17 protein-coding genes and 2 pseudogenes are annotated in these 23,298 nt (G+C 43.2%); 8 read left to right on the forward strand and 11 right to left on the reverse strand.

Features of this window, described 5'->3' with window-relative positions:
* Positions 1-199 precede the first annotated feature (199 nt).
* Complete coding sequence (locus KE627_RS04455) at positions 200-8,140, reverse strand: DUF7601 domain-containing protein (protein ID WP_225424160.1); 7,941 nt, start codon at positions 8,138-8,140, stop codon at positions 200-202.
* A gap of 375 nt (positions 8,141-8,515) precedes the next feature.
* On the opposite strand from KE627_RS04455, the gene mazE reads away from it, so the two are divergent.
* The 3 genes from mazE to KE627_RS04470 all read left to right on the forward strand — a co-directional run bounded on the left by mazE (position 8,516) and on the right by KE627_RS04470 (position 9,766).
* Positions 8,516-8,737: a type II toxin-antitoxin system PemI/MazE family antitoxin gene (gene mazE, locus KE627_RS04460; RefSeq protein WP_013728832.1), complete on the forward strand. Its 222-nt coding sequence runs from the start codon at positions 8,516-8,518 to the stop codon at positions 8,735-8,737.
* A complete protein-coding gene (locus KE627_RS04465; RefSeq protein ID WP_013728833.1) occupies positions 8,737-9,129 on the forward strand; it encodes a type II toxin-antitoxin system PemK/MazF family toxin in 393 nt (130 codons plus the stop codon). The genes mazE and KE627_RS04465 overlap by 1 nt, the downstream gene beginning before the upstream one ends.
* A 64-nt stretch (positions 9,130-9,193) precedes the next feature.
* Complete coding sequence (locus KE627_RS04470) at positions 9,194-9,766, forward strand: SOS response-associated peptidase family protein (RefSeq protein ID WP_013728834.1); 573 nt, start codon at positions 9,194-9,196, stop codon at positions 9,764-9,766.
* 105 nt (positions 9,767-9,871) lie between these two features.
* Here the strand turns inward: KE627_RS04470 and KE627_RS04475 are convergent, their stop codons facing one another.
* Positions 9,872-10,618, reverse strand: coding sequence for an SDR family oxidoreductase (locus KE627_RS04475; RefSeq protein WP_013728835.1), 747 nt, complete (start codon positions 10,616-10,618; stop codon positions 9,872-9,874).
* 102 nt (positions 10,619-10,720) lie between these two features.
* On the opposite strand from KE627_RS04475, the gene KE627_RS04480 reads away from it, so the two are divergent.
* Entirely contained in the window at positions 10,721-11,635 is a 915-nt protein-coding gene (locus tag KE627_RS04480; RefSeq protein WP_013728836.1) for a LysR family transcriptional regulator, read from the forward strand.
* A 45-nt stretch (positions 11,636-11,680) separates the two neighbouring features.
* On the opposite strand, the gene KE627_RS04485 is transcribed toward KE627_RS04480, so the two are convergent.
* The 3 genes from KE627_RS04485 to lplA form a co-directional block, all read right to left on the reverse strand.
* On the reverse strand, positions 11,681-12,127 hold the full coding sequence (locus KE627_RS04485; protein WP_056938629.1) for a Zn-ribbon domain-containing OB-fold protein: 447 nt from the start codon (positions 12,125-12,127) through the stop codon (positions 11,681-11,683).
* Between the two features lie 12 nt (positions 12,128-12,139).
* Complete coding sequence (locus KE627_RS04490; protein WP_013728838.1) at positions 12,140-13,426, reverse strand: thiolase family protein; 1,287 nt, start codon at positions 13,424-13,426, stop codon at positions 12,140-12,142.
* A 437-nt stretch (positions 13,427-13,863) separates the two neighbouring features.
* A complete protein-coding gene (lplA, locus tag KE627_RS04495; protein WP_056938628.1) occupies positions 13,864-14,886 on the reverse strand; it encodes a lipoate--protein ligase in 1,023 nt (340 codons plus the stop codon).
* Between the two features lie 84 nt (positions 14,887-14,970).
* Here lplA and KE627_RS04500 point away from each other — a divergent pair, with 84 nt between their 5' ends.
* The 3 genes from KE627_RS04500 (at position 14,971) to KE627_RS04510 (ending at position 16,810) form a co-directional block, all read left to right on the forward strand.
* Positions 14,971-15,348 (forward strand): glycine cleavage system H family protein, encoded by a 378-nt coding sequence (locus tag KE627_RS04500; RefSeq protein WP_013728840.1) that lies wholly within the window; start codon positions 14,971-14,973, stop codon positions 15,346-15,348.
* A gap of 87 nt (positions 15,349-15,435) precedes the next feature.
* On the forward strand, positions 15,436-15,657 hold the full coding sequence (locus tag KE627_RS04505; protein ID WP_013728841.1) for a P8 family protein: 222 nt from the start codon (positions 15,436-15,438) through the stop codon (positions 15,655-15,657).
* Positions 15,658-15,805: 148 nt separating this feature from the next.
* The gene (locus KE627_RS04510) at positions 15,806-16,810 is read left to right on the forward strand and encodes a LacI family DNA-binding transcriptional regulator (RefSeq protein WP_082602299.1); all 1,005 of its coding nucleotides are present in this window, start codon (positions 15,806-15,808) and stop codon (positions 16,808-16,810) included.
* A 181-nt stretch (positions 16,811-16,991) separates the two neighbouring features.
* Here KE627_RS04510 and KE627_RS04515 read toward each other — a convergent pair whose 3' ends face one another.
* The 6 genes and pseudogenes from KE627_RS04515 to KE627_RS12505 all read right to left on the reverse strand — a co-directional run bounded on the left by KE627_RS04515 (position 16,992) and on the right by KE627_RS12505 (position 22,194).
* A complete protein-coding gene (locus KE627_RS04515; RefSeq protein ID WP_013728843.1) occupies positions 16,992-18,326 on the reverse strand; it encodes a gluconate:H+ symporter in 1,335 nt (444 codons plus the stop codon).
* A gap of 81 nt (positions 18,327-18,407) precedes the next feature.
* A complete protein-coding gene (locus KE627_RS04520; protein WP_056938627.1) occupies positions 18,408-19,181 on the reverse strand; it encodes an SDR family NAD(P)-dependent oxidoreductase in 774 nt (257 codons plus the stop codon).
* A gap of 258 nt (positions 19,182-19,439) precedes the next feature.
* Positions 19,440-20,365, reverse strand: a pseudogene (locus KE627_RS04525) (IS30 family transposase).
* A gap of 94 nt (positions 20,366-20,459) precedes the next feature.
* Positions 20,460-20,693, reverse strand: coding sequence for a hypothetical protein (locus KE627_RS04530; protein WP_173667686.1), 234 nt, complete (start codon positions 20,691-20,693; stop codon positions 20,460-20,462).
* 27 nt (positions 20,694-20,720) lie between these two features.
* Complete coding sequence (locus KE627_RS04535) at positions 20,721-21,035, reverse strand: DUF7671 family protein (protein WP_013728846.1); 315 nt, start codon at positions 21,033-21,035, stop codon at positions 20,721-20,723.
* A 140-nt stretch (positions 21,036-21,175) separates the two neighbouring features.
* Positions 21,176-22,194 (reverse strand): annotated as a pseudogene (locus tag KE627_RS12505) (IS30 family transposase).
* 186 nt (positions 22,195-22,380) lie between these two features.
* On the opposite strand from KE627_RS12505, the gene KE627_RS04545 reads away from it, so the two are divergent.
* Positions 22,381-23,220: a DegV family protein gene (locus KE627_RS04545; protein WP_041805757.1), complete on the forward strand. Its 840-nt coding sequence runs from the start codon at positions 22,381-22,383 to the stop codon at positions 23,218-23,220.
* Positions 23,221-23,298 lie beyond the last annotated feature (78 nt).

Below are 23,298 nucleotides of genomic sequence, written 5' to 3' on the forward strand. Positions count from 1 at the left end.
ATTTTCTGTTAGCGAAGCTTGTAGAAAACTTCTTTCAAATTGATAGTTCGTATTATGATGGTCAGATTAGAATATGTCAATACTTTTTGAGAAAATAATGTGAGCAGCTAACATCCTGACATCACAAAAAGGCGACTAGAGCAATGTCTAGCCATCTTTTAATTGATTATTTAATTATGGTTATTTTTTGATTGATTCCTCATTTCTCTTGTTTGCGCTTGGCGTAGTAAATCGTTGCTGTTCCCAGTAAGCCAACCAGCATGAACATTCCAATCACCATCGGCAGTGTGTTGTTGTCTTCGCCGGTTTGCGGTAAGGCGGACTTGCCGGTATAGCCGGATGACGGGATTCCCATTGGGCTGTCGAGGGTGCCTGACTTGCCGGAAGTTCCGGTGGTGTCATTGCTGTCGAGCGTACCAGAGGATGCATCGTCGCCGTCTTCGCCGGGTAATGGTAATTCGCCTTCATCGTCTTCCAAATCGTTGTGGTAAACGATGCTGTCATCTTCTTTAGTCGCCGTTCCGGTAACCGTTGGACTGTTCACAACCGCTGTTCGCTTGGTAACAGTTGTTACATAGCCATCAGCTGAGTAGTCCTTTTCAGACACTTCATATTTCGCACCAAGCGGAATGAAGAACTTGATGGACTGGCCATGAATTAATGTGAAGCTGCCGTTACCACCGTTGAATTGAATGGAACCTTCAACAACTTGGCCATTGGTTGTGACCTGGGTCTTAAACGTCCCGTTCAGTGGGTTGTTAGCCCCATCGGTTGCTTCAATGTGGAATTCAAACTTGCGAGCTCTGTCGCCCAGTTCGTTCACAAATTTGCTCACAGAGAGGATTCCCAGTTCCATTTCCCCATTCTTGGTGTTGGTAAATTCAACCGTCCCTTTTTGATCTTCAACTAACTTGAAGGTTTGAGTGGTCATCCCTTCTTGAACCTTGGCGCCGTTCACCTGATAGGTTGGTGCAAAGCCATCAACATATTCTTCGCCCACCGCATAAGTGTAATCAATCGGCAAGCCGGTAACTGTCAATGATTCGCTGTCCTTCAAGGTAAGCACGTCGGATTGACCGTCGGCGAATTTCACAGTGATTTCGTGTGAGTCTCCGTGCTGGTCAACCTTGGTGGCCTTGAATTCGCCAGTTACACCAGAGTAGATGCGGAAGTTGAAGTCACGGTCGTGGTCGCTGGTTGTCAAACCATCGCCGGCAATTTCCTTGTTAATCTTCAAGCTGGCAACTTTCTCGGTGTCCTTGCTGTTGGTGAAGTCCACGTTGACGCGATCCTTATCAACCAGCTGAAATTCTTTGGTCTTAACGCCGTCTTCCATCCGGGTTCCGTTGAGTTGGTACTGCGTGTGGAAACCGGAACCGTTGGTTTCAGTAACAGTGTAGGTGTTGTGTTCACTTGGCAAGCCATAAATCAGAATATTTTCGTCAGCCTTCATATTGACAGTGGCTTTGCCATCAGTAAACGTCACTTTCACTTTGTCATGACCGTTTACGAGTGCGTCGTATTCGCCATCAACACTTGCGTTAGCTTCAATCACGAACTGGAAGGTCTTGTTCTTGTCAGCGTCGATGATGCCGCCGCCAGCAAGGTGCTTGCTGATCTTCAGCTCGGCCGTTTCGGCTTCAAATTTGGTGTTGGTGAAAATCACGGTCCCCAATTTACCTTCCTCAGTCACAAACTCTGGAGCGACATTGCCTGACTTCTCGGTGTTTTCGTTGACCTTGTAACTTGGATCGTAGCCTTCACTACTTGCCTTGGTTTCAGTTACTTGGATGTTGGCACCAATTGGTAGGCCAAGGAGTTGGGCCTTTTGGTCATGCTTGAGGTTGAAGGCAATGATGTTGTTAGCATTAAACGAAACAGGTGTGTCGGTGTACTTACCACTTACTTCGTATTTGCGAAGGGTGAATGTTCCGTCTAATCTGCCACCGTTTTCACTGGTTCCTTCAACTCTAAATCTAAACTGCTTGTTGAAATCTTCATCCCCAACGGTTTCGCCCTTTACTGTCTTCTTGACTTCAATGCCAGTCTTAAGCGAATGGTTATTGAAGATTAAATCAGCCATATCCTTGTCAGTCGTCAATTCATGAGTATCACCGTCTTCGGTATGGTTACCAAATTTGTGGCTAACTTCAAATCCGTGAGTTTTAGTTTCTTGAGCTTCAAGCAACAAGCCCTTTGAAATATAGATGGTAATCCCCTGATCAGCTTTCAATTTGATGATTTCAGATTTGTACACGTCATTGTCTTTAGTGAACGTAATCTTGCCATCCGCGTTGTCCGCCTTAAATTCTTTAGTCTTTGCGTCACCCCAATTTGCGGGTGGATTCTTGATAGTCAACACAAACTCAAATGCTTTATCCTTGTCTCCCGCTGCTACGGTGCCACTAACCGTTTTCCGCAATGTGAATGGAACAAGGTCGGGAGAAATATTTTCGAACTGGATTGAGTTCTTGAAGTTTTCCCTGTTCAGTTCAATGTCAGCTGCTTTGCTGTCATTCTTCTTTTCCTCGCCATCAACATGTGTGTTGGTGTCGTAGTGGCCCTCGCTTAGTTCAGTCACTGTAAACTTGGTTGCATCTTTTGGCAATCCAAGAATCACCAGCTTTTCATTGTCCTTAAGGGTGATCTCCTTAATTCCGGTTACACCATACTCAATTTCTGTTACGGCACCTTCATCGTCAAATGTGATATCACCACTGTTAATAATTCTGTCAGTAGTAGAATTTTTAACAACTGCTTTGTATTTCTGCCCCTTAATCGCATTACGAGTGGCATCATCATTTGCCTTCACTTTAAACTTGAAGTCAACGACGCCCTCTGGCATGTCACCAGCAACTGTTTTTTCAAATTCAAACTGGTTCACAACTTGTCGGTTAATGAATTTCAACATAGTATTCGTAGCATTAATTGAACCAGTTGCCTTCCAGCCATCTTCATCCGAATTGCCGGCTTCATTCTCATCCCCATCGCCAACTTTGTAATGAACTTCGGTATATTGGGTATCTTGTTTTTCATATACCTTCACTTTTACATTGGCTGGCAATTGGATGTTCCGATAGCTTTCACCAGTCTTCAGCTTAATCGGTGCCGTGCTACCATCTGTGTAGATGATTTCTTTGGCAACACCACCGGTAAATTTAAACTTGACTGGAATGTCTCCACCTGAGTGTTTGATTCCTTCAATCGTGCCGTTAAAGCTCTTATCCGGCTGATTGTCGTCATCCAATACCTTCAGCATGAAATCAAATTCCTTGTTCTTGTCAGCATTGGCATTTGGACCTTGGATTGTTTTGGAGAATCCAAAATGCGTCGTCTGAACATCATTGGTAAACTGCACGATTCCAGCTGGAGCATTCTTACCGATCATCATTTGGAAAGTATCTGTTTCATTACCGCCATTTCCATCAGGTTCAACCGTCGTTAAGTTGTCAAGTGAGTGGGTTGTGCTGTATGAACCATTGGCTGATTCGATCACCCGGTACGTTTTGTCCTGTGGTAATCCGTGAATGGTGATCACCTGACCGTCTTTGATCTCTTGAAGATTAGTTGAAACCCCTTCTTTGAAGTTCACAACACTTTCGTCACCATCAATATCGTAGGTGAAATCGTCATTGAAGTCGGTATCGACATCACCCTCGTCGTTGATCACATATACCTTAAATTCAAACTTATCGTCTTTATTGGTATTCAGTGAATTGGTAACCGTCTTTTTAATCTTCAAAGCATTAGTTCGGTGATTCTTAGCAGTGACGCAATAAGTGTTCTCATTGCCGTCTTCAGTTTCTTCTTGGGCATCTTTAATGGTAAATTCTTTTGAAACCCATCTATCATCATAATTCTCTAGGCCCTGAGTTTCGATAATCCGGTAGGTCGGTTTATCGTAAAGGCCGTCGAATGATGCGAAACCGTCTTTGTCGGTTGCTTTAGGTTCACCAACATTTTTCCAAATACTATCCAGATCTTTCATTTGAAGTTGGAATTTGACGCCTTCAAGTGGAGCGCCAGTCGTGGCATCAACTTTCTTAACGTTGGCAGCGAAAGTTGTGTACTGCCCGGCAACTTCTGCACTTGATTGGATTTCTTCTTTGTCTTCAAAATCTTTAGAAGCAATTGTCAACTTGATCTCATTACTATAGGTTGTCCCAACCGTCTTGGAAGTAACGGTATGATACTCAACCAATAGCGGTGTTTTAACCTTATATGAGTTATTCACATTAATCGTCATCGTATTCAAGGTATCGGAGTAAACCACATCATAATCGTGGCCTTCAATTAAGGCTTTATCCGATATCTTAGTGTAATGAACTTCCTTATTGACCAAGGATCGTTTTGCTTCATAGATTTTCAGCTTGTAGCGATCATCGTTGGTCTTCAAGTGGTAGTGCCCACCACTAAGCGTATCGGTTAGTTTAACTGGCGATCTAAGTTCGTAGCCATTCCCGTTAATTGCCAAATTCCATTTAACGGCTCCAACGGATCGGGTCTGCCCGTCACCCTCGTCTAATTCAAGGTTGTGTTCGAGCAACTTCCCTGACTTGTCGAGTAAATGACCGCCATCTGCGTAAGATACACTCGCCTTTGCTTCAAGGGTATGACGAGTCTCATCGTCAGCATTCAGTTTCCATCCGGCAGTGACTTTGTTATTAAATGTCCAAGTTTTGAGATGTTCATAGGTCGCTTCTTCATCGGCCTTAAAGTTCAAGACTTTTGATTGATATTTCAACTCGAACACTTTTTTACCGAGTACACTCTCACCATCGGCATTCTCATGATCCAGATAGATATTGTTGTAAGCATCTTCGGATAACTTTAAGTTAAAAGTTACTTTATGATTTTCATCAACATCAACCCGAACTTCATATTGATCATCAACTAACCTTTGACTGTCAGATACGCCGCGACCATCAGAGTTAATCCTAGCCAGGGAGATCTGGAGGGTATCTTGTAAACGTTGCTGAATATCTTGAAGATTACGTTTAGTAAGCTTTCCAGTAGCGTCTTTGATCACATCCGGTCCAACTTCATCAGTGATATCAATCCCATCAGTGACCAAGGCGGCGTGCTCATTTGAACCCAGGTATTGCCGGTAGTTGAAACGCGTCGTCCAATTAATGAGGCCATTGTTCAGGAAATCCTTATCCAATTGCCCATCCTTTGAAATGTTGTTTCGGATGAGGCCTCCCTGATTGACGCAAGTCTTTACACTTGCGTCATCAGACCCTGAGTATTCTAACCCAGCATAGTTACAAATTTTTTCAAGTTGGGCATAATTAGCATTTAAGATTTTTTCTTTGTCCAATGGAACATCCTTTAGATAAATATTAAATGATTTTTCACCAGCCGGTAAATTCTCAACGGTGATGATAATCTGGTTACCGGAAAGTTTGACACTGAATGCTTTGTTGTCCTTGTTCTTGCCCCAGTATGCTTCTCCATCGATGATCGTGTAATCCCATGTTTGATCATTTTCATGCTTGGAAAATGAAATTCGTTTCTTAACTTCTTCAGTCAAACCATCTGTATCTGTAAAACTGTTATAAAACTTCTTATAATCCAAGAAGTTGAGTGTCTCCCCTTCGATTGGTTCCGTGATCTTGAATGAACCATCAATTTGTCGATTGATTTGGTTGACGTGGATGCTCCATGAGCTCATCATCTTTTGCCAATCCAAGCTCACGTTGTTCTTACTGTTGATTTGGGGACCAAAGTGATTACCCTTCTTTTGGCCGTTCACCTCAACCGTATTGCTGATACTCTGGTAATCTTTGTCAGTCACGTCTGCTGTTGGCTTAATGATGTAACTAAACTTATATACCTTTGACCCTTCGTTTTCGCTGGGAACAATTACATCAGCAAACTCAACCGTCAACGTCTGACCGTCAATTTTGGGATCACCTTTCATCCAACCGGTAACGGATGGTATTAATGTGTAATCATCAATATTCTCACTAAACGTAAATCTCTTGGAATTCAAAGTATCCTTCAACACAATATTTGTTTGACCAGGATCGACGGTGAATTCAACGGTATATTTGATGCTGCCGTCTTTATCCATCTTTGCAGTCTTCTTCACCTGACCATTTTCACGGGTGATCGTCGCCGTGACATCCAACGTTTTGGCAGGGTCTTTCACACCAACAATTTCGACATCCGTCGCACGAATTGTATTTTTGAAATCTCGATTGTTGAAATTAGTTACGGGGGTTATCATTTTCACTTTAATTTCAATTATTCCCCGTTCAAGCCCAAGTCCTTTAGCGTTAAATTGGAAATTTGGACCGGTGGCTACCAATTTATCATAATCATCATGATTTTTGGTGATGGACACTGTCTGCCCGTCAGCACCTTTCACTTCAAACTCATAGCTGACTTTATCATTGGCGGTTGCATAGCCGCCACCGAATTTATCTCTCAGGGTAACCTTATTTGCTTCTTTACCGTCCTGCACCTTAAAGGTAGATGTCCATTCAAGCATATCAAGATCCGTTACCCCATTAGATGTGTGGAACACACCATCTTTTTGAATAGATACCAAATCTTCTTCGACTTTAATTGGATATTCACCTTTAGTACTTTCACCAAAACTAATTTCTTCGGCGTTCGCATTGATTTCGGTCTTGATTTTTGCCTTGTAATCAATGTTAGTCACACCTTCCAAGTCTCCAGGAAGGAAAATAATCTTAGCATGTTGCGTGTCGCGGTCCTCTGCATCACGGGTCATGATAAACCGACCAATTGTCCGGCCCCCATAGGTGATGTATTCGTCAAAGGAACCTGATGGACCGTATTCATACTTCAATCCCTTAAGATCAAATTGGTAGTAGTCGCCATCTTTAATGTCAATCCCGGTATTTTCCTTAATGCTATCAATATCCCAAAGATAAGTAATCTCAATATTTTTATGCTCTCGAAGAATAGCCGGTAGTTGAAGCTCCTGTTCAAGTACAGATGGCACTTTCTGATTTTGAGGGTTACCATCCTTGTCAATATAGTTAAAATTGATTGAGGTGAAGAATTGAGGGTTTGAGGCAGCGTGGATAGCATCGGTAATATCAGTTTTTCCTTCATCACCGAACACACCATTTCCCGGTAATTGCCGAGTCAATTCGTTACTTGTCGGCTCCTCAGCATCTGAGTCATCGCTGGCAACGGCTTCTTTTGCACCCTTCAGATCAGAAACATCTGGTGTTTGTGGTGTTTGAGATTCCTTGCTCTCACCATTATCTTTGACTGTTCTCGGATCATTTTGTGTCCCAACAGCTGCTTGTTCTTCTGCCTTACGATTCTCTTCAATCGCCTGACGGCTCTTCTCCTCAGCCTTCTTCTGATCAGCCTCACGCTTCTCCTTCAGTAAAGCTTCAGCCTTATCGCTGTTCGATTGCTTTGGCTGCTGAATGTCATCAGCTTGAGAAGAGTTCTCATTAATTTCGGTTTCTTTCTTTGGTTCTGCTTGGTCTTCGGTCTTAACTTCAGCTTCCTTTTTAGCCTCAGCCTGCTTAGCTTCTTCCGCCTCGCGGGCAGCTTGAGCTTCATCGGATGCCTTTTCGTCAGCCAGCGCTTGCTTCAAGATGTCATCATCTTGCAGGTCGCCGTCTGGCTGATCGGTTGTCTCTTCTTGTTTGACTTTTTCGTCTTCATCAAGCACCGTCAAAGTTGGCAGCTTGATCTTTTCATCGTCCACCACAAAGTCCAACTCGCGGTCATTGACAGTCCGATTGAATTTCACCGGCAAAATCACCTCGAGGTCGGTCTTATCAATGGCGTTGGTCCATGAAATGGTTGACTCTTCGCCATCAATGTCGACGACGACTTTGGTGTCACCATTTGAAAATTTGAATTGTTTCTTCTTCACTTTGAAATAATCAGCATTATAGTCAAAGTGCACAGTGCCGGCCTGCGATAGCCCACCCACTGTCATATCAAATGCCAAGTTGGCGGAGTCGCCAACTTTTGATTTCGTTACTAATGCACGTTTATCATCAATCAATTTCGCGTTATCGACGACAACTTCCTTAGTCGAAATCACGTCGGCTAAAGCGGTTCCGGCAGTAAAGAAATTCCCCAGAACCAGCGTCAACACGCCAATTGCTTGTATCCAAAAGCTTGTCCTTTTCTTCATTGTTGTCTTCCTCCATATGATTGATTACATCCCTCTCTTATCAACATCATAAGGATACCTGAATAATATGCGTAATTTTGGAAGAAATTATGAAGATTCCGTATCTTTTATATCCGGTGGCAGGCGTGGGATTTGGAAGATGGTCGTGAAACGGCATGGCGTTAAGTATTCCGGAGAATGACATTGTTTTCCCATTGATTATTCAATGAATCCGAATAGAATGATTACCGATCAAATCTTAGTCATAAAAAGTTCCAAAGCTAAAGTTTTCGCTTTAACTTTGGAACTTTTATGTCGACAAGTGGTTAGCCATTTTTGTTGTAGTAGTAATTACTAGGTGTTACTATATATTTAATAAAAAAGGAGGGGATTAGTTTGAAAGCACGTAAGCAGGGTAACACTCTGGTTTTAAGTATTCCCAAGCAGTTCAAAGTCGCTGAGGGAACTGAATTTATGAGTATGCAGGCAGCTGATGGCAGCCTCATCTATACACCAAAAGCCCCAAATATTTACCAAGATCCCAAATATGCTACGACTGATCTTAGATTTATCCCCAAGGATACTAACGACCAACCAGTCGGTCGGGAGGAAATCTGATGTCAAATCACCCAATTACCCATTATGATTATCATGGTTACACTCCTAAGCAAGGGGATCTGGTTTACATTAATTTTGATCCAAGTATTGGTCGCGAAATTAAGAAACGTCGTCCAGCCATTGTAGTTAGCAGTGACGCTTTTAACTCGCGGACTGGTTTTGTAACCATCTGTCCTATTACCAGTACTATTAGAGACTTACCATTTTTCATCAATTTACACGGTAACAAATTACACGGTCAAATCAATGCATCACAACTGCGAACAATTGATTTCATGGCCAAAGAACGCCATATTGAATTTGTAGAACGAGCCGCCAGCACAGACTTTATGCAAACTGCCAAAATCATTATGGATGGGCTTGGTTTTGAGAGCATCATTAATAATCTTTAACACATTCTATTTCAATTCGAGCAGCTTAAATAACTTTAAAACGGGTTTTTAAGGGGGAATTCCAATGTGTGGACGTTACATGTTTGAGCCAAAACGTAGCCGTGAAATCGCGCGGATCTATGAGCTGGCAACCCAAGCTGGCTATGAGCCAACAACGGGTGAAGTCTTCCCATCTGATCAAACGGCGCTGGTCATTGCCCAGCAGCAGAAAATTCAAGTTGTGGCGATGAAGTGGGGATTCCCAGGCTTTCACAAAGGGCAACTCATTATCAATGCTCGATCAGAGTCGGTCACTGAAAAGAAAATGTTTGCCAAGTCCTTCCAAGCCCGCCGATGCGTTTATCCAACCAGTGGCTTTTTTGAATGGACACCAGACAAGCAAAAGTATTGGTTCAACTACAAAGACCAACCCGAACCCTTATACATTGGCGGTTTCTACAATATCTTTGAAGGCACACCCCAAAGTATTTTGATGACCACTGAACCCAATGATTCCGTCAGTGTCATTCATAATCGAATGCCATTGATTTTGAAGAAGTCGGAGATTAGAGCTTGGTTGATGGATGATGAATTTGCGAATCGCTTTTTGACTCGGCAGATGCCGATGTTGATGCGACAGAAGGTTACTTCGGAATAAACAGCTTCATTTTTTTGAAATTGGCGTCGTGTATTGACTGCAAGCAATTCAGCTATGTTATAAAAAGGTCCTGCCAATTTTATTAGCAAGACCTACTTAACATTATTATTGTGCGGTATAACCGCCATCTACCAGAAATTCGCTGCCGGTAGAATAAGATGATTCATCAGAAGCTAAATATAAAATCAAATTTGCAACTTCTGCAGTTTCACCAAAGCGCCCCAATGGAAGCATTGGCAAATGCTCGCTAACTAACTTCTGCTCTTTAGGATCATTATCTTTTTCAGGCTTATGGATTGGCCCCGGATGAACTGAATTCACACGAATATTGTACTTTTGCTGAGCACAATATAATGCCGCTGATTTCGTCATCAACCGGACCCCACCTTTTGCTGCAGTGAAGGCAAATAAATTCGGATAGCCAATTAAGCCTTCAATAGAGGACATATTAATAATCGAACCACCATTAGTTTTCATATTTTGAATGGCATGCTTGATTCCAAATGCAACTCCGTCTAAATCAACGGCCATAATCTGATGCCATTGCTCAGCAGTGAAATGTTCCGCATCCCCCATTGCCGCAATTCCGGCATTATTAAACAAAATATCAACTTTTCCAAACACGTCAATAACCTTTTCAAATACCATGGCCCAATCAGCTTCCTTAGAAACATCTTGTTGGATAAAGATCGCCCCATTGCCAATTTTCTTCAGGGCTGTTTCCCGATTGGTATCGTTAACATCAGTAATAACAACTTTTGCCCCTTCTGTAGCAAACCGAGTGGCTGTGGCTAGCCCAATTCCGTTCGCGCCTCCAGTGATAACTGCAACTTTATTACTTAAACGTCCCATAATGATAATCTCCTTTCAGAACATGATTAATGACCTAGAAATGTTGCTAAATCGTAAGATATAATGACTGTGAATTAAATCGGAAAGTATGGTGAATCCGCGATGAACTTAACCAGTTTGCGATATTTTATCGAATCAGCTAAATACTTGAATTTTACAAAAGCAGCGGAACATCTTTATGTGACACAACCCACACTCAGCAGACAAATAATGGATCTTGAAGCAGAGCTTGGCGTCCAGTTGTTTGTTCGTGGAAGACACACGCTAACTCTGACTAGCGAAGGCGATGCGCTACTGGAACAAGCCATTGATATTGTGACGAAATTTGATAATATCAAGAAAACCATCCAGCCACATACTAATGAATTAACCGGCAAGCTCACAATCGGATATCAAAGTTTCTTTGATACTACGCTCATGTACGATGTCTTAAAGTCAGTAACTAAGAAATATCCAAGAGTCACCCTGTCACTTTTTCGTGGTACGCCACTTCAGTTAAGACGCCAGTTAATCAATAATCAGTGTGATGCTATCTTTGGCTTAAATACTTACATAGATAGCATTCCAAATATCAAGACAATTGAACTTCAAAAAAACAAGTTGCAAATTGCGGTACCCAGTACACATCCACTAGCCAACATGAAATCTGTTGATATTAAGCGATTGGCAAATGATAATTTCATTATGCTCAATCGCAAGATCTCACCATTCATTGTTGACTACGCGATCAGTCTTTGCATGAAAAATGGTTTCTCACCTCACGCGTTGTATTACGTAAATGATGCTGAGCAGGCATTGCTTCACGTGGGTTCTGGACAAGGGGTTACCTTCCTACACTCAATGAATAAGGTGAACAACCCAGTTGAAAGTTACGGCGTCAACCTGCTTGATATTAATGGTCTGGATAATGATTTGAACTTCGTTTTAGGTTACAAAGAAACTAATACCAATCCAATTACGGAAATTTTTGTCAGAGAATTAATGAAAGTTCACCAGCAAAAAGATGGCAGCAATTAACAGAAAAGCTTAAAGGCGAGAAGTCTTTAAGCTTTTTTGCATCAATCACTTCGCTTCAACGTCTTCAAGTTCAAAACCAACTGATTTGAATCCACCGTTTAACTGAATAAGGTGCACCTTAGCCTTTAATGGCAATTTAGTGATCAAATCATCTTTATTTTCTTCAGTGACACCATATAGGGCCGCATGGAATTGATGAGAACCATTTGGCCAATGTCCGACTGATACACAATAAGGATCCTTTTCAGTGAAAAATTCATCGGCTTTTCTAAATGTGTAATCGCCACCCACACTAGAGTCCTCAAAGCGAATTTCATCGATTATGGCCTCATCGCCCATCTCGATCCAGTCCAGGTTATAGCTGCCGCAATCTTGGCAAGTTGGGAGCGGAGGCCAGACCACTTTGCCACAATCCTGGCACTTCATCCCTAACACCTTGCCGTCTTCGAGACTGTCATAATAGGTTTTTAAAATTGGACGTAATAGATACATATTACTCACTCCTCAATTTTGATCTTCCAAAATAATACCAACTGTTGTATGGCCGCCACCCATACCTCGTACAAGGCACTTATTAACAGGCTTGGGAACTTGCGAGCCACCAGCTTCACCGCGCATCTGTAAAATTGCTTCTCCGAGCATACATACTCCAGCACACCCAAAACCATGCCCAAAGCTAATATCGCCTCCATGAGGGTTAATTGGTTTCTCAGCATCAAATCGCGTCTTACCTTCCAACTCATACTTGTAGCCTTCACCCTCAGGTAGATACCCGAACACTTCGGCACTATCCAGTTGTTCACCAGAGGTCATAACAGTGGTAATCATCAAATCAAAGTCGCTCCCTTTAATTCCAGGGTGCTTCTTGTAAAGATTGTCTCTGACATCAACGTTCATTTGATGGAAGTTAAAAGGATACCTAGTTGTGTTTGAGACAGTTGCATCGTCAATCACTTGAATAGGGTGATCTGAATATTTCTTAGCAATGTCAGCAGAGCACACAACAATCGCTCCGGCTTCCATGTTATGGAGAACACTGCCGCTCTTGCGAATATATTGAGTGATTTTAGGATTATGTTCTGATCTCATATATTCCAATGGATCGTCGTAGCCGGCCTTCTTAGCGATGTCCTCATATCTTTCATGCATCAAGGCACGAGGATTGTGTGAGGCATTATATCGAAGATTCATTGCCATTGAGTTATAAGTGTCATCCAGTTCATCCTCGGTAATTCCATAGTGTTTAATGTAATATTTGCCTTGTTCTTCAGTAAGCAAATTATCACTGACACCATCAAAACGCGTGTAGGCAGTATCAAACAATACCCGACCTGGTGACCACCAACCATTGTCATACTCTTTAATAGGTTTTAATTTATATGCTGGTTGATTTCGAGAATTGAAATGTTTAGGATTCTCTAATCCGGCAACTAAAACAATGTCATATTGTCCCGATGCAACACTATTTACAGCTTCAGTAAAGGCAATATATCCGCCAGCACAGGCCTGCTCGATATGCGTGATTGGTTTACCTGCCAACCCTGCCCACTCCTCTAAGCTGCCGACCGGAGCCATCACACCACCCATGGTGATGAAGTTAGCGAACTGGGAATAAACCACTTTGTCAATATCTTTTGGTTTAACATGCGCATCATCCATTGCTTGATGACAAGCATCTGCCCATAGTTCATAAGGCGAAAGACCAGCCATTTTAGGATCGTCAAAACTTCGTTGAGGAAGACTACTTGTCCCGATAACCGATACCGGTCGTGCAAATTGTTGTTTCATCATGATTTCCTCTTTTCTTTAAATATGTGGTGATAGTTAAAATGTTTGCGCTTACATTTTTGGATGGAAATATCATTCAAAGTTTTTTAGTACCATATCCCTTTGACACTTAAATCATATCTTGAATGCAAACCCCTGTACAATTGGACTTTTACGAATTAACGTAGGCCCATGTTAAGGTATTCACAAAACGTATACCATTATTCTGTCACCCTTCTTTATAATTCAATGGATTGAAGTCAATATTTGAGACAGATTTGAAGGGAATTGGACCCATTTCAACCCTATAAGAAGCCATAATAAAAGCCCTGTGAATTGAATTACAACGCTTCAATTCACAGGGTTAGCTCATTTATAATGATGTTCTGACTTCCGTTAAGATCAACAGCCAACTGGACCGGATCCTGTGATCAAAACATTGAATGTCCACTCACAAGAACCTATTCACTCTTATCAAAACTACTCATCAAAAAGTCAGTCAACTGCTCCTCATCAACCGTCTCAATCCCAGCCTTCTTAACCGCACGCTTAACATTCCACCGACTAGGTTTCTTCCCACTTAAGGCGGCTTCGATGGCGTTCAGATCGCCATCAACCTTGAAGAACGGGTTGAACTTCAGATGGGAAAGCTTGCCGTCGTCAATCGTCCAGTTGATTCCCAGCTTGCCCTGATCAAATTCAGTATCAGCGTAATCGTAATAGCCAGGATTATGGCCAAAGTTCCAGGCGTCGGTCCCATAGGTTTCTGCCAGGCGTTTGTCAGCAACTTCCCAATCCTGATCAGTCATATGGTAGGTTTCAATGTCATCCAGGGATTTGACTTCAAAGATTTCTTTGAGCAGGTATTCGCGGAAATCAGCCATCGTCATCCCATCCGGAAGAAAGTCCTTCAGGTTAACAATTGGGCTGCGCTTGGAGCGGACTCCCAAGCCCTTTTGGATTTCCATCTGGTCTTCAGTGAGGACTTTTCTGGCATTTTCAATGTTCAAATCATACATAATCGTTCCGCCGGCCGCCAAGCCTTGGCCGCTTTTAAACATGGTCATGCCAGACCACTTCTTACCGTCCAAAATGAGGTCACTGGAATTCTCCCTCATTTTGACGTCGATGTTTAATTTACGAAGCGCTTTCAAAACTGGTTCTGCAAAATGCCCATAATCACCAAAGTCGTCGGCGTTATCCGTCAAAATGTTTTCAAAGATGAAGTTCCCCATATCGTGATAGACAGCCCCGCCGCCAGACGTTCGCCGGACCAACTCAATGTCGTGCTCGTGCAGATAGTCGATATCGACTTCAGCCCACACGTTTTGATTTCGGCCAATAATCACCGATGGCTTGTTAATATAGAACATAAATCCGTGTCCAGGAAGTTTGAGATCATTCACAAAATAATTGTCCAATGATTGGTTCACCCGCGCGTCATAGCTGGGCTTGCCATTCCTGGAAATATCGATTAGGTACATCTGACATTCCCCCTTTGTTCAAATTCTCGTACATCTCTAATTATACGGTATAATTGAGGTAAATAATATCGAGGCGGTGTCGTTATGGCAAAAATTTCAATTTGGCAAAAAATCATCAATTTCTTTACTGGCAAAAAGCAGTCTGCTCAGGCTCCGGCCCAGGTTAAAGATGGAATCTGGTATCGAAAAGAAGCTGACGGTAACTATCTATTGGGCATCGACAAATCGGTCTATGATTTGATGGGTAAGATTACTTTCGCTGATTTTCCCAACCAGTTAGACACGATTGAAGTCGATGACGATCTGTTGGACATCGAAGGTGACAAATCGGTGGAAACATTGAAATCACCAATTTCGGGTCGGATTGTGGCCCGGAACAAAGAAATCGGCAAAGATATTGAAACCCTCAACAAGCCCGACCCACAGGTAAATTGGATTGTAAAAGTTCAGCCGGCAGCTTAATCATGCAAATAAATCGAACAAATTTTGAGCCACTTTCTCAAAAAGAACTATAATGAAGTTAGATCAAATAGAAGGAGGTAATTATTTATGGCTGAAGAACCAGGTGCAGAATCTCCATTATTGAACAAAATGATGTCTGAGGCATTCGACTGGAGCGATCAAAAATTACCAGTCCGTGATGCTATTTGGGACTATTACATGGAGAAAAACGACCACGACACTCTCAAGACTGAAAAAGATGTTGAACCTTACATGAACATGTCAACTGATGATCTTAAGAGCAAAGCTGAGGCATTACTCAAGAAGTAATTTTTCAGTGGTTAATCAAATACCCGCACTAGTTTCGTGCTAGGCATTCAAATGATCTTCAAGCTTTTGGCTTGGAGGTCATTTTTTTAGCCACATCAAATTTACGATTTGAGTTATGATGGGATTAATTAATAAACGAGGATGGTAAATGATGAAAACTGTGACAATCTCAGATGTGGCAAAGGCCGCTGGTGTTTCGGTGACGACGGTCTCCAGATACCTCAATGGAAACTTTGCCAAAATGAGCACCAAAACTCAAGCTAAAATTGAAACCGTCATTCACCGGTTAAATTACCACCCTTCAGCATCGGCCAGGCGCCTCAGGACCAATCAGTCCAAGGTCATTGGTGTCATCGTCGGTGACATTTCCAACGTCTTCTCGTCACTACTCTTCAGTGGCATCTCAGAGGTCCTCCATCCCTACGATTACAGCGTATTGCTTTTAAATGCCAACAACTCAGCCGACGATGAGCAAAAGGGGATTAACCGCCTAATGGAGCAGCGGGTCGATGGTTTCATCATTCAACCAAGCCAAACGACGATCGATGACTATCAGATGCTGCTGAAAGAAAAAGTCCCACTGATCACCGTCGACCGTGACTTGGGAAATGTGCCAGCCAGTGTCGGTAAAGTCATGACCAACAACTTGGCCGCCAGTCAGCAATTTGGCACCGAATTGATTGCCGCGGGGTATCGCCAAATCCTGCTAATCAGCAGCACGACCGTTTCAATTTCTGCCCAGGCCCCGCGGGTGGTTGGGTTTAAGGCTGCCATCGACGGCACCCAAACGACAGTTACAGAAATTAACATTGCCGGCCACCCAGACAACTGGTTGACTGAACAGATTCAAGAAAAAGTTGCCAATTTCTCGGGCAAAACCGTGATTGTCTCATTGATGGGGCCATTATTATTCAAAACCCTGGCTTCATTGAGATCCCTTAAGTTGGCCTTCCCAGATCAAGTTGGCCTGGCCAGCTTTGATGACTGGAATTGGTCGCAATTTGTCGGTGACGGGATTGATTTGATGGAACAGGATCCTAAAGAAATCGGCCGTAGTGCAGCCGCCATGCTTCTGCAATCAATTAAAGATCCGGCTTTGGTCCTGAAAACAAAATTAGTTCCGGCAATCAGAGTCGCCGGCCATTCATTTTAAGTTCAGAACTTAACTATTTGTCAGTTATGTCTTGGTCTCTCTTGACCACTGCTATCGTGCTTAAGCATGCGGCAATCGGCTGAGCCAAGTCATTAAGCAAACAAACGAGTCATTCCTAATTTTGGAATGACTCGTTTGTTTGCTTAAGTTCTGGGATCGAAACACCTCACTCTTTTGTTCGCTACATAAACATCGAAACCGCTAAGACTGATAACAGGCCGGTCACAGATAACACCGACGTCAGAGTCGTCCACGATAAGAAGGTTTCTTTCAGTGTCAAACCAAAGTATTCCTTAATCATCCAGAAGCCAGCGTCGTTAACGTGGTCAGCGAACACGGAACCGGCACCGACCGCTAACACCATCAATACTGGGCTGGCCCCAGACGAAGCAACTAAGGGCGCTACCAGTCCGGCTGCGGTCAGTGAGGCAACGGTTGCCGACCCCAGGCTGACACGCAGTAACGCGGCAACAATCCACGCCGCAATCAGTGGTGACATATTCATATTGGTGAAGATGTCAGAAATATATTTGGCAATTCCACCATCCATCAAAACCTGTTTAAAAGCGCCACCACCACCGATAATCAGCAGCATCATCGCAATCTGTTTAATGGCCGTGACCATCGATTCACTAATTTCCTGCATCTTTTTATTTCGGGCCAATCCCATCGTGTAAATGGCAAATACCAGGGAAATGAGCATGGCGGCGTCCGGTGCACCGACAAATTGAATGCCTTCGTTGATTGGATTGGTTGCCGGGAGGATGAATGACATAATCGTTGCCAAGGCAATCAAGATGACCGGCATCATGGAAGTTAAAGCACTGATGCCAAACCCAGGGGTGTCTTCAATCTCAAATTCTTTGAACTTTCCTAAAGTGCTGATGTCAATATTTCGTCGGTAGACCTTTGGATAGACTTTGTGCAAAAACATGTTAAACAAAGGCCCAGCGACAATAATCGTTGGAATTGAAACGACAATTCCAATCAAGAGGACTTGCCCCAGAGGTGCGTGAAGAATTCCGGAAATAGCAGTTGGAGCTGGATGTGGCGGCAGAAAAGCGTGTGTTACGTTCAGCGTCGCAGCCATCGGAATTCCTAAATACATCAGCGGCAAGTCAAGTTCTCTGGCGATCACGAAGATAATTGGCAGTAAAACAACCAAGCCAACTTCAAAGAATAATGCCAAACCAACGATGAAAGCTGCCAGAACAACGGCAATCTGGATGTGGCGCTTGCCAAATTTCTCAATCAAGGTGTGGGCAATTCGATAACCCCCACCGGAATCAGAAACCAATTTACCAAGCATCGAACCAAACCCAAAGATAATTGCCAAATGTCCCAGTTGACCGCCAATTCCAGTTTCAATACTCAGAGGAATCTTGGCAACGGGGATCTGCAGCATCAGGGCAACAATAAACGACGTAATGACCAACGACAGGAATGTGTTGAGCTTGACCACTGTGATTAAGAAGACTAACAGGGCAACCCCAATCGCAACAATTAATAATGGCATAATACATGCGTCCTTTCAGATAGTGCCTGTCCAACTGAATTCAAATCGATTAATTTCTTTAGGTACGCTATTGAATTTAATTTATCTGAGCAAATAACCCCCATCCACCGGCAGCATGACTCCGGTCACATAATCAGATGCCTGGCTGGCCAAAAAGACCATTGGGCCCATCAATTCTTCAGGAACGCCCCACTCACCTGATGGAATATGTTCCTTAATTTCTGGACCGCGAACCGGATCGTCTTGGAGGGCCTTGGTCATGTTGGTTTTGATATACCCTGGAGCAAGCCCATTAACCTGAATGTTGTAGGGTGCCAATGCATCCGCATATGCTTTGGTTAAGCCTAAAACGGCGTGTTTACTGGCGGTGTACGGGAAAATAAATTTGCCGGCCCGATAAGACTGCATCGATCCAATGTTGATAATCTTGCCGCTCTTTTGCTTGGTCATCACCTTAGCAGCTTCATGAGACAGATAGTAAAGGGCATTTAAATTCAAATTGATGACCTTCTGCCAGTCAGCATCCTCAAATGCCAGCACGTCATTACGAATCTGCATCCCGGCATTATTAACCAAAATATCCAAGTGGCCAAATTGATCGATGACACTTTGGACAATCTTTTCCGCCGCACCGACTTCCGTAATATCCATTTTCAAAAAGCCGGCTTGTTGACCATTGTCGGTGATAATCTGGCGGATCTCGTCCCAACCATTTTGCGTCCGGCTGACGATGAAGATATCAGCCCCATACATTGACAGGGCAATTGAATAATTGCGGCCCAACCCCTCTGCACCACCGGTAATTAAGGCAACCTTACCTTTAAGTGAAAAACTGTCTTTGTCAAAATTTGTCATAGTCATACGTCCTTTCAATGCTTGTTGACTTAGGTGTATCGATACACCATTTGAGGATAATATAACCGATTTAAATTAATTTAGCAAGCGCTTACACTCCTTCCCGCAAAAAAAGAAGCTGAATGATCAGCTTCCCGTTTGTCTGCACTTATAGGGTCATTCCCAACTACAGTATCGGAACCACCTGTTTGGCATAATGAAACACCAAAACCCGCTTAACCGCAAATTCGTTCACCATGTATGAGGTAGATTGCAAATTTAATCCGAATTTTTTGACAAATTGGTCAGCATGACCTGATAAGGTGTTTGCCAGTCAAGTATTTTAAGTGGTCTCTGATTAATTTCGAGTAAGGTGGTTTTCAAGCCTTGAGCACTAATGTGCTCAAAATAAGTCCCCTTAGGATAAAAATAGCGTAAGTTCCGATTAAATCGTTCATTACTGCCGCGCTCAGCTGGCGTATAAGCATGGCAGTAATAGGTCTTAATACCATATTGTGATTCAAGTGATACTAGCCCACTAAACTCAGTGCCACGGTCCACAGTAAAGCTGTGCACCGGACCATTAAAAGTGGTTAGGAACTTAGTTAGTGCTTCATTAACAGTCGCTGTCGTCCGATCTTTTAACCGGTATGCCCAAAGGAACCGTGATTTGCGATCGATTAAAGTTAATAAAACTGCCTTACTATGCCCACGAGGACCAACGACTGTATCTAGTTCAAAATCGCCGATGCGATTACGTTGATTAATCATCATGGGACGCTGTTCAATTGATCGCCCAAAGATGATTATATTTGGATCGTTGGTCAACGTTACGCCGTTGGCGTACGCCATGTTCAGGTAGATCATTCAAGGAGAAATCAATTCTCCCTGATTTAGCCAATTATAATAGATTTAGTAGCTAGTTTAAATTCGTGAGCAATCATTCCTGGTGACCAGCTTAGACGTAAATGGTTGAGAATTTTTTGCTTTAACTCATCGCTCAGCTTAGTTTTCCGACCACATCGTGATCGCTTGTATTCGGCATCTGTTTGTGCTAATTCAGCCTGATAAGGTTGACATCGAGATAATTCATAAGAAATTGTTGACGGTGATCGGTTCAGCCGAACGCCCATTTGGATATTGGACAGCCCTAGTTCACAAAAGGTTTCGATTTTAATTCGTTCGGAATAGGTTATACTAGACAAAAGATCAGCTCCTAAAAGATGGGTTTGTGGTAAACACCATTTTAAAGGAAGCTGATCTTTTTTGCCCGAACAGCGTTCGGATTAATTTTACAATCTACCATGAACCATCATCAGAGAGGTAGGCTTGCTTGTATGGAATCAGATAATGAGGATCCCGATAGCCCTTTTCCAACTTTGGATTACACTTAACTGCCAGTGCCGGGTGCCCAGCAAAGGCAATTCTAACTCGCACTGATTCCTTGGGAGACAGTGACATGAGCGCAATCAGCACGACAACGCCCACAATAAAGATGCCAATATATTTCAAGATTCGTTTCAGATAAATCATATTCTCCCCCAATTAGTGCCGCCAACACTATTTTTCGAGTTTCTTTTTCCCCGCATTCAAAACCTCATCAGACACATATTCACTGGTAAACCGCTGCAGTGGTGTGTACTGATGCCGATCCTTAAAAGCAACTGGGATCGCTTGGATAATTCCAACCATCAAATTATTCTCGGTGATAAAGATCTGGCCGACCTGCTTGAACTTTCCCTTGGTGTGTTTGCCGGTCCGCCAGCTATGTAGCTTAAAGTCTCCGGATTCGTCGCGTTTGATGCGATACTGGCCGGAGTCATCGGTTTCCAGTGGGACGCCGATGAATTGGTTCACTTCGTACTTGCCTTTCATGGAATTCCGCCCTTTCATGACTAATTTGTGAATAAAGTTAGAATTAAAATCTAATCTTTTTCAAAACACAACAATTATAGTTCCTCAATTGTCAAATCAAGTGCAACACTAAGAATCTATTCTTAGAAGTGGTCTAGTTGCTAAGCTAGTTCAGGCATTAGATCGGCTGGGCAGCGATAGTTCAATGACCGCCGTAGCCGGTTGTTTAAGGTATCTTGAGCCAGCTGAATGTCAATGAGTGAGGCCGAAGCCAAGGATCTGCCCTTCGGGAAGAACTCGCGCAAAAGGCCGTTAGTGTTCTCATTGGTTCCACGTTCCCATGGTGAATAAGGATGGGCAAAGTAGATGTCAGTTCCCTTGACTTGACTCAAGCTTGAGAACTCAGCACCATTATCAAAAGTAATGGTTTTAAAGTGCTCGGTTCCATAGTCATATAAGGTATTCTGGAGGGCTTTCAAGCAAGTGTCGGCATGATAATTGGGAAGTTTAACGATGATCTCTAAGCGACTAACACGTTCAGTCAAAGTCATTAATGCTGGCTCAGATTCAACCCGTTTGCCTTTGACCAAGTCACCTTCCCAGTGTCCAAGCTCTTGACGCGCTTGAACCATGGCGGGACGCTCTTCGATTGAATGGCCAGATTTTCTTATTGATTCGATGATGCTTTGCCCGGGGCATTTATCCGGCGACGTAGTTTAGCTGTAGGTCTGAATTGCGGATAACTAAACGCTGGTCATCAATACCGGTACACCGTCGGTGTTGAGGGGCAGACAAGCCTTGGGTGATCAGTCTTGAATTGGTGGACAAAAGTATCCACACTATGCATCCTGGGACGCGCTTTTAAAGCTGTCACCAAAGCATTACAGAAGGTTTGACAATGATCAAAGAGTCCACGATAACAGCTATTTAGTCGGTGCTTACGATAAATTGCTTCACCAGTTTCTGCCAGATATGACTGTTCAAAGATATGAGTACTAGCGTTAATCTGTGTCGTTGTCCCACGTTTTAATTCACGTGAAATCGTGCTGGGATTACGATGAAGGGCCTGGGCAATCCGGCGGATAGACCAATCTAAGTCCCTTAGGGATTCAATTCGACCACGTTCAGCTAAATTGAGTTGGTGATACTGATTAGATATGATATTCTTAATTCGGGTCATGAAGATACCTCTTTCTTGTTTGTGGTGAATTAAGAATAGGTCTTCATGGCCTTTTTGACTAGTCTGAATAAAGAACTGGTCTAGTAGAGCAGGTGTTGCACTTCAATTTTAAATCGAGGCAACAATTATAGTTATTCATGCTATACAATAATAATATAATAATTTTTCGAGGAATGGGGTAAAATGATGAATCAAATTAAACTTGTGACCGACTCTGCGGCCCACTTATCAAAAATCGACCTTCAAGCATACGGAATTTCGGTCCTGAATCCACCAATTATTATGGATGGCAAGCTCCTTGGTTATGTCAACAAAATTAGCAGCGAGAAGTTCCTGCAATTATTTGATCAATGTTCCAATAAGCCGATCATTGGTGACGTCTCTGTCGGTGAAATCACTCGACTATACAATGAGTTGGGCGCTGACGGCAGCCAGATTCTCTCGATTCATTTAAGTGATAAGCTGTCGAATACTTACGCCAATGCCAAGACCGCTGCCAGCAAGTCGACCAGCCAAGTCACCGTCGTCAACAGCCAGGTGACCGCCGCCGGACTATCCTATCAGGTCTTGGAAGCTGCCAAACTCATCGCGGCAGGTAAATCCATCCCGGACATTTTGCCCCAACTCACCAAAATCCGTAACCGCACCCGGATCTTCTTTTCGGTCCGCAACAACCAGCAGATCGTCAACAATCGCATCATCGGCAAGCTTCGCGGCTTCTTGGGCAAACACGCCAACACCGCCTACATGATCAAATTTGGCGATAACGATTTCGACCTGGTTGCCCATGGTTCCAAAGACGAGTCGCTCAACGAATTCTGGCAGACCCAAATGCAAGCGATGCACGACGAATGCATTGTTAAACTAACGATTCTGCATTCCGGCACCAACGCCCGGGCCCAGTTCTTGCGGGAAATGCTCAACGATGAGTTCCCATTTGTACCAATTTCCATCGTGCCAACCAACCCGGAGATGACCACCTTTATTGGTCGGGAGTCGACCGGCGTCACCTATTTACTCGGATAATCTGCTGTTCAAAAAATGTTATGTAACCAATAATGACCGCTAACGCAAATTCAACGTTAGCGGTCATTTTAGATGTTA

This window comes from Lentilactobacillus buchneri (assembly GCF_018314255.1).
Lineage (GTDB): Bacteria > Bacillota > Bacilli > Lactobacillales > Lactobacillaceae > Lentilactobacillus > Lentilactobacillus buchneri.

Excerpts from the sequence above, each read along its gene's own strand:
- KE627_RS04455 (WP_225424160.1), bottom strand. The coding sequence starts at position 8,140 with ATGAAGAAAAGGACAAGCTTTTGGATACAAGCAATTGGCGTGTTGACG.
- KE627_RS04465 (WP_013728833.1), top strand. The coding sequence starts at position 8,737 with ATGTCAAATCACCCAATTACCCATTATGATTATCATGGTTACACTCCT.
- KE627_RS04470 (WP_013728834.1), top strand. The coding sequence starts at position 9,194 with ATGTGTGGACGTTACATGTTTGAGCCAAAACGTAGCCGTGAAATCGCG.
- KE627_RS04475 (WP_013728835.1), bottom strand. The coding sequence starts at position 10,618 with ATGGGACGTTTAAGTAATAAAGTTGCAGTTATCACTGGAGGCGCGAAC.
- KE627_RS04480 (WP_013728836.1), top strand. The coding sequence starts at position 10,721 with ATGAACTTAACCAGTTTGCGATATTTTATCGAATCAGCTAAATACTTG.
- KE627_RS04485 (WP_056938629.1), bottom strand. The coding sequence starts at position 12,127 with ATGTATCTATTACGTCCAATTTTAAAAACCTATTATGACAGTCTCGAA.
- KE627_RS04490 (WP_013728838.1), bottom strand. The coding sequence starts at position 13,426 with ATGATGAAACAACAATTTGCACGACCGGTATCGGTTATCGGGACAAGT.
- lplA (WP_056938628.1), bottom strand. The coding sequence starts at position 14,886 with ATGTACCTAATCGATATTTCCAGGAATGGCAAGCCCAGCTATGACGCG.
- KE627_RS04500 (WP_013728840.1), top strand. The coding sequence starts at position 14,971 with ATGGCAAAAATTTCAATTTGGCAAAAAATCATCAATTTCTTTACTGGC.
- KE627_RS04505 (WP_013728841.1), top strand. The coding sequence starts at position 15,436 with ATGGCTGAAGAACCAGGTGCAGAATCTCCATTATTGAACAAAATGATG.
- KE627_RS04510 (WP_082602299.1), top strand. The coding sequence starts at position 15,806 with ATGATGAAAACTGTGACAATCTCAGATGTGGCAAAGGCCGCTGGTGTT.
- KE627_RS04515 (WP_013728843.1), bottom strand. The coding sequence starts at position 18,326 with ATGCCATTATTAATTGTTGCGATTGGGGTTGCCCTGTTAGTCTTCTTA.
- KE627_RS04520 (WP_056938627.1), bottom strand. The coding sequence starts at position 19,181 with ATGACAAATTTTGACAAAGACAGTTTTTCACTTAAAGGTAAGGTTGCC.
- KE627_RS04530 (WP_173667686.1), bottom strand. The coding sequence starts at position 20,693 with ATGATTTATCTGAAACGAATCTTGAAATATATTGGCATCTTTATTGTG.
- KE627_RS04535 (WP_013728846.1), bottom strand. The coding sequence starts at position 21,035 with ATGAAAGGCAAGTACGAAGTGAACCAATTCATCGGCGTCCCACTGGAA.
- KE627_RS04545 (WP_041805757.1), top strand. The coding sequence starts at position 22,381 with ATGAATCAAATTAAACTTGTGACCGACTCTGCGGCCCACTTATCAAAA.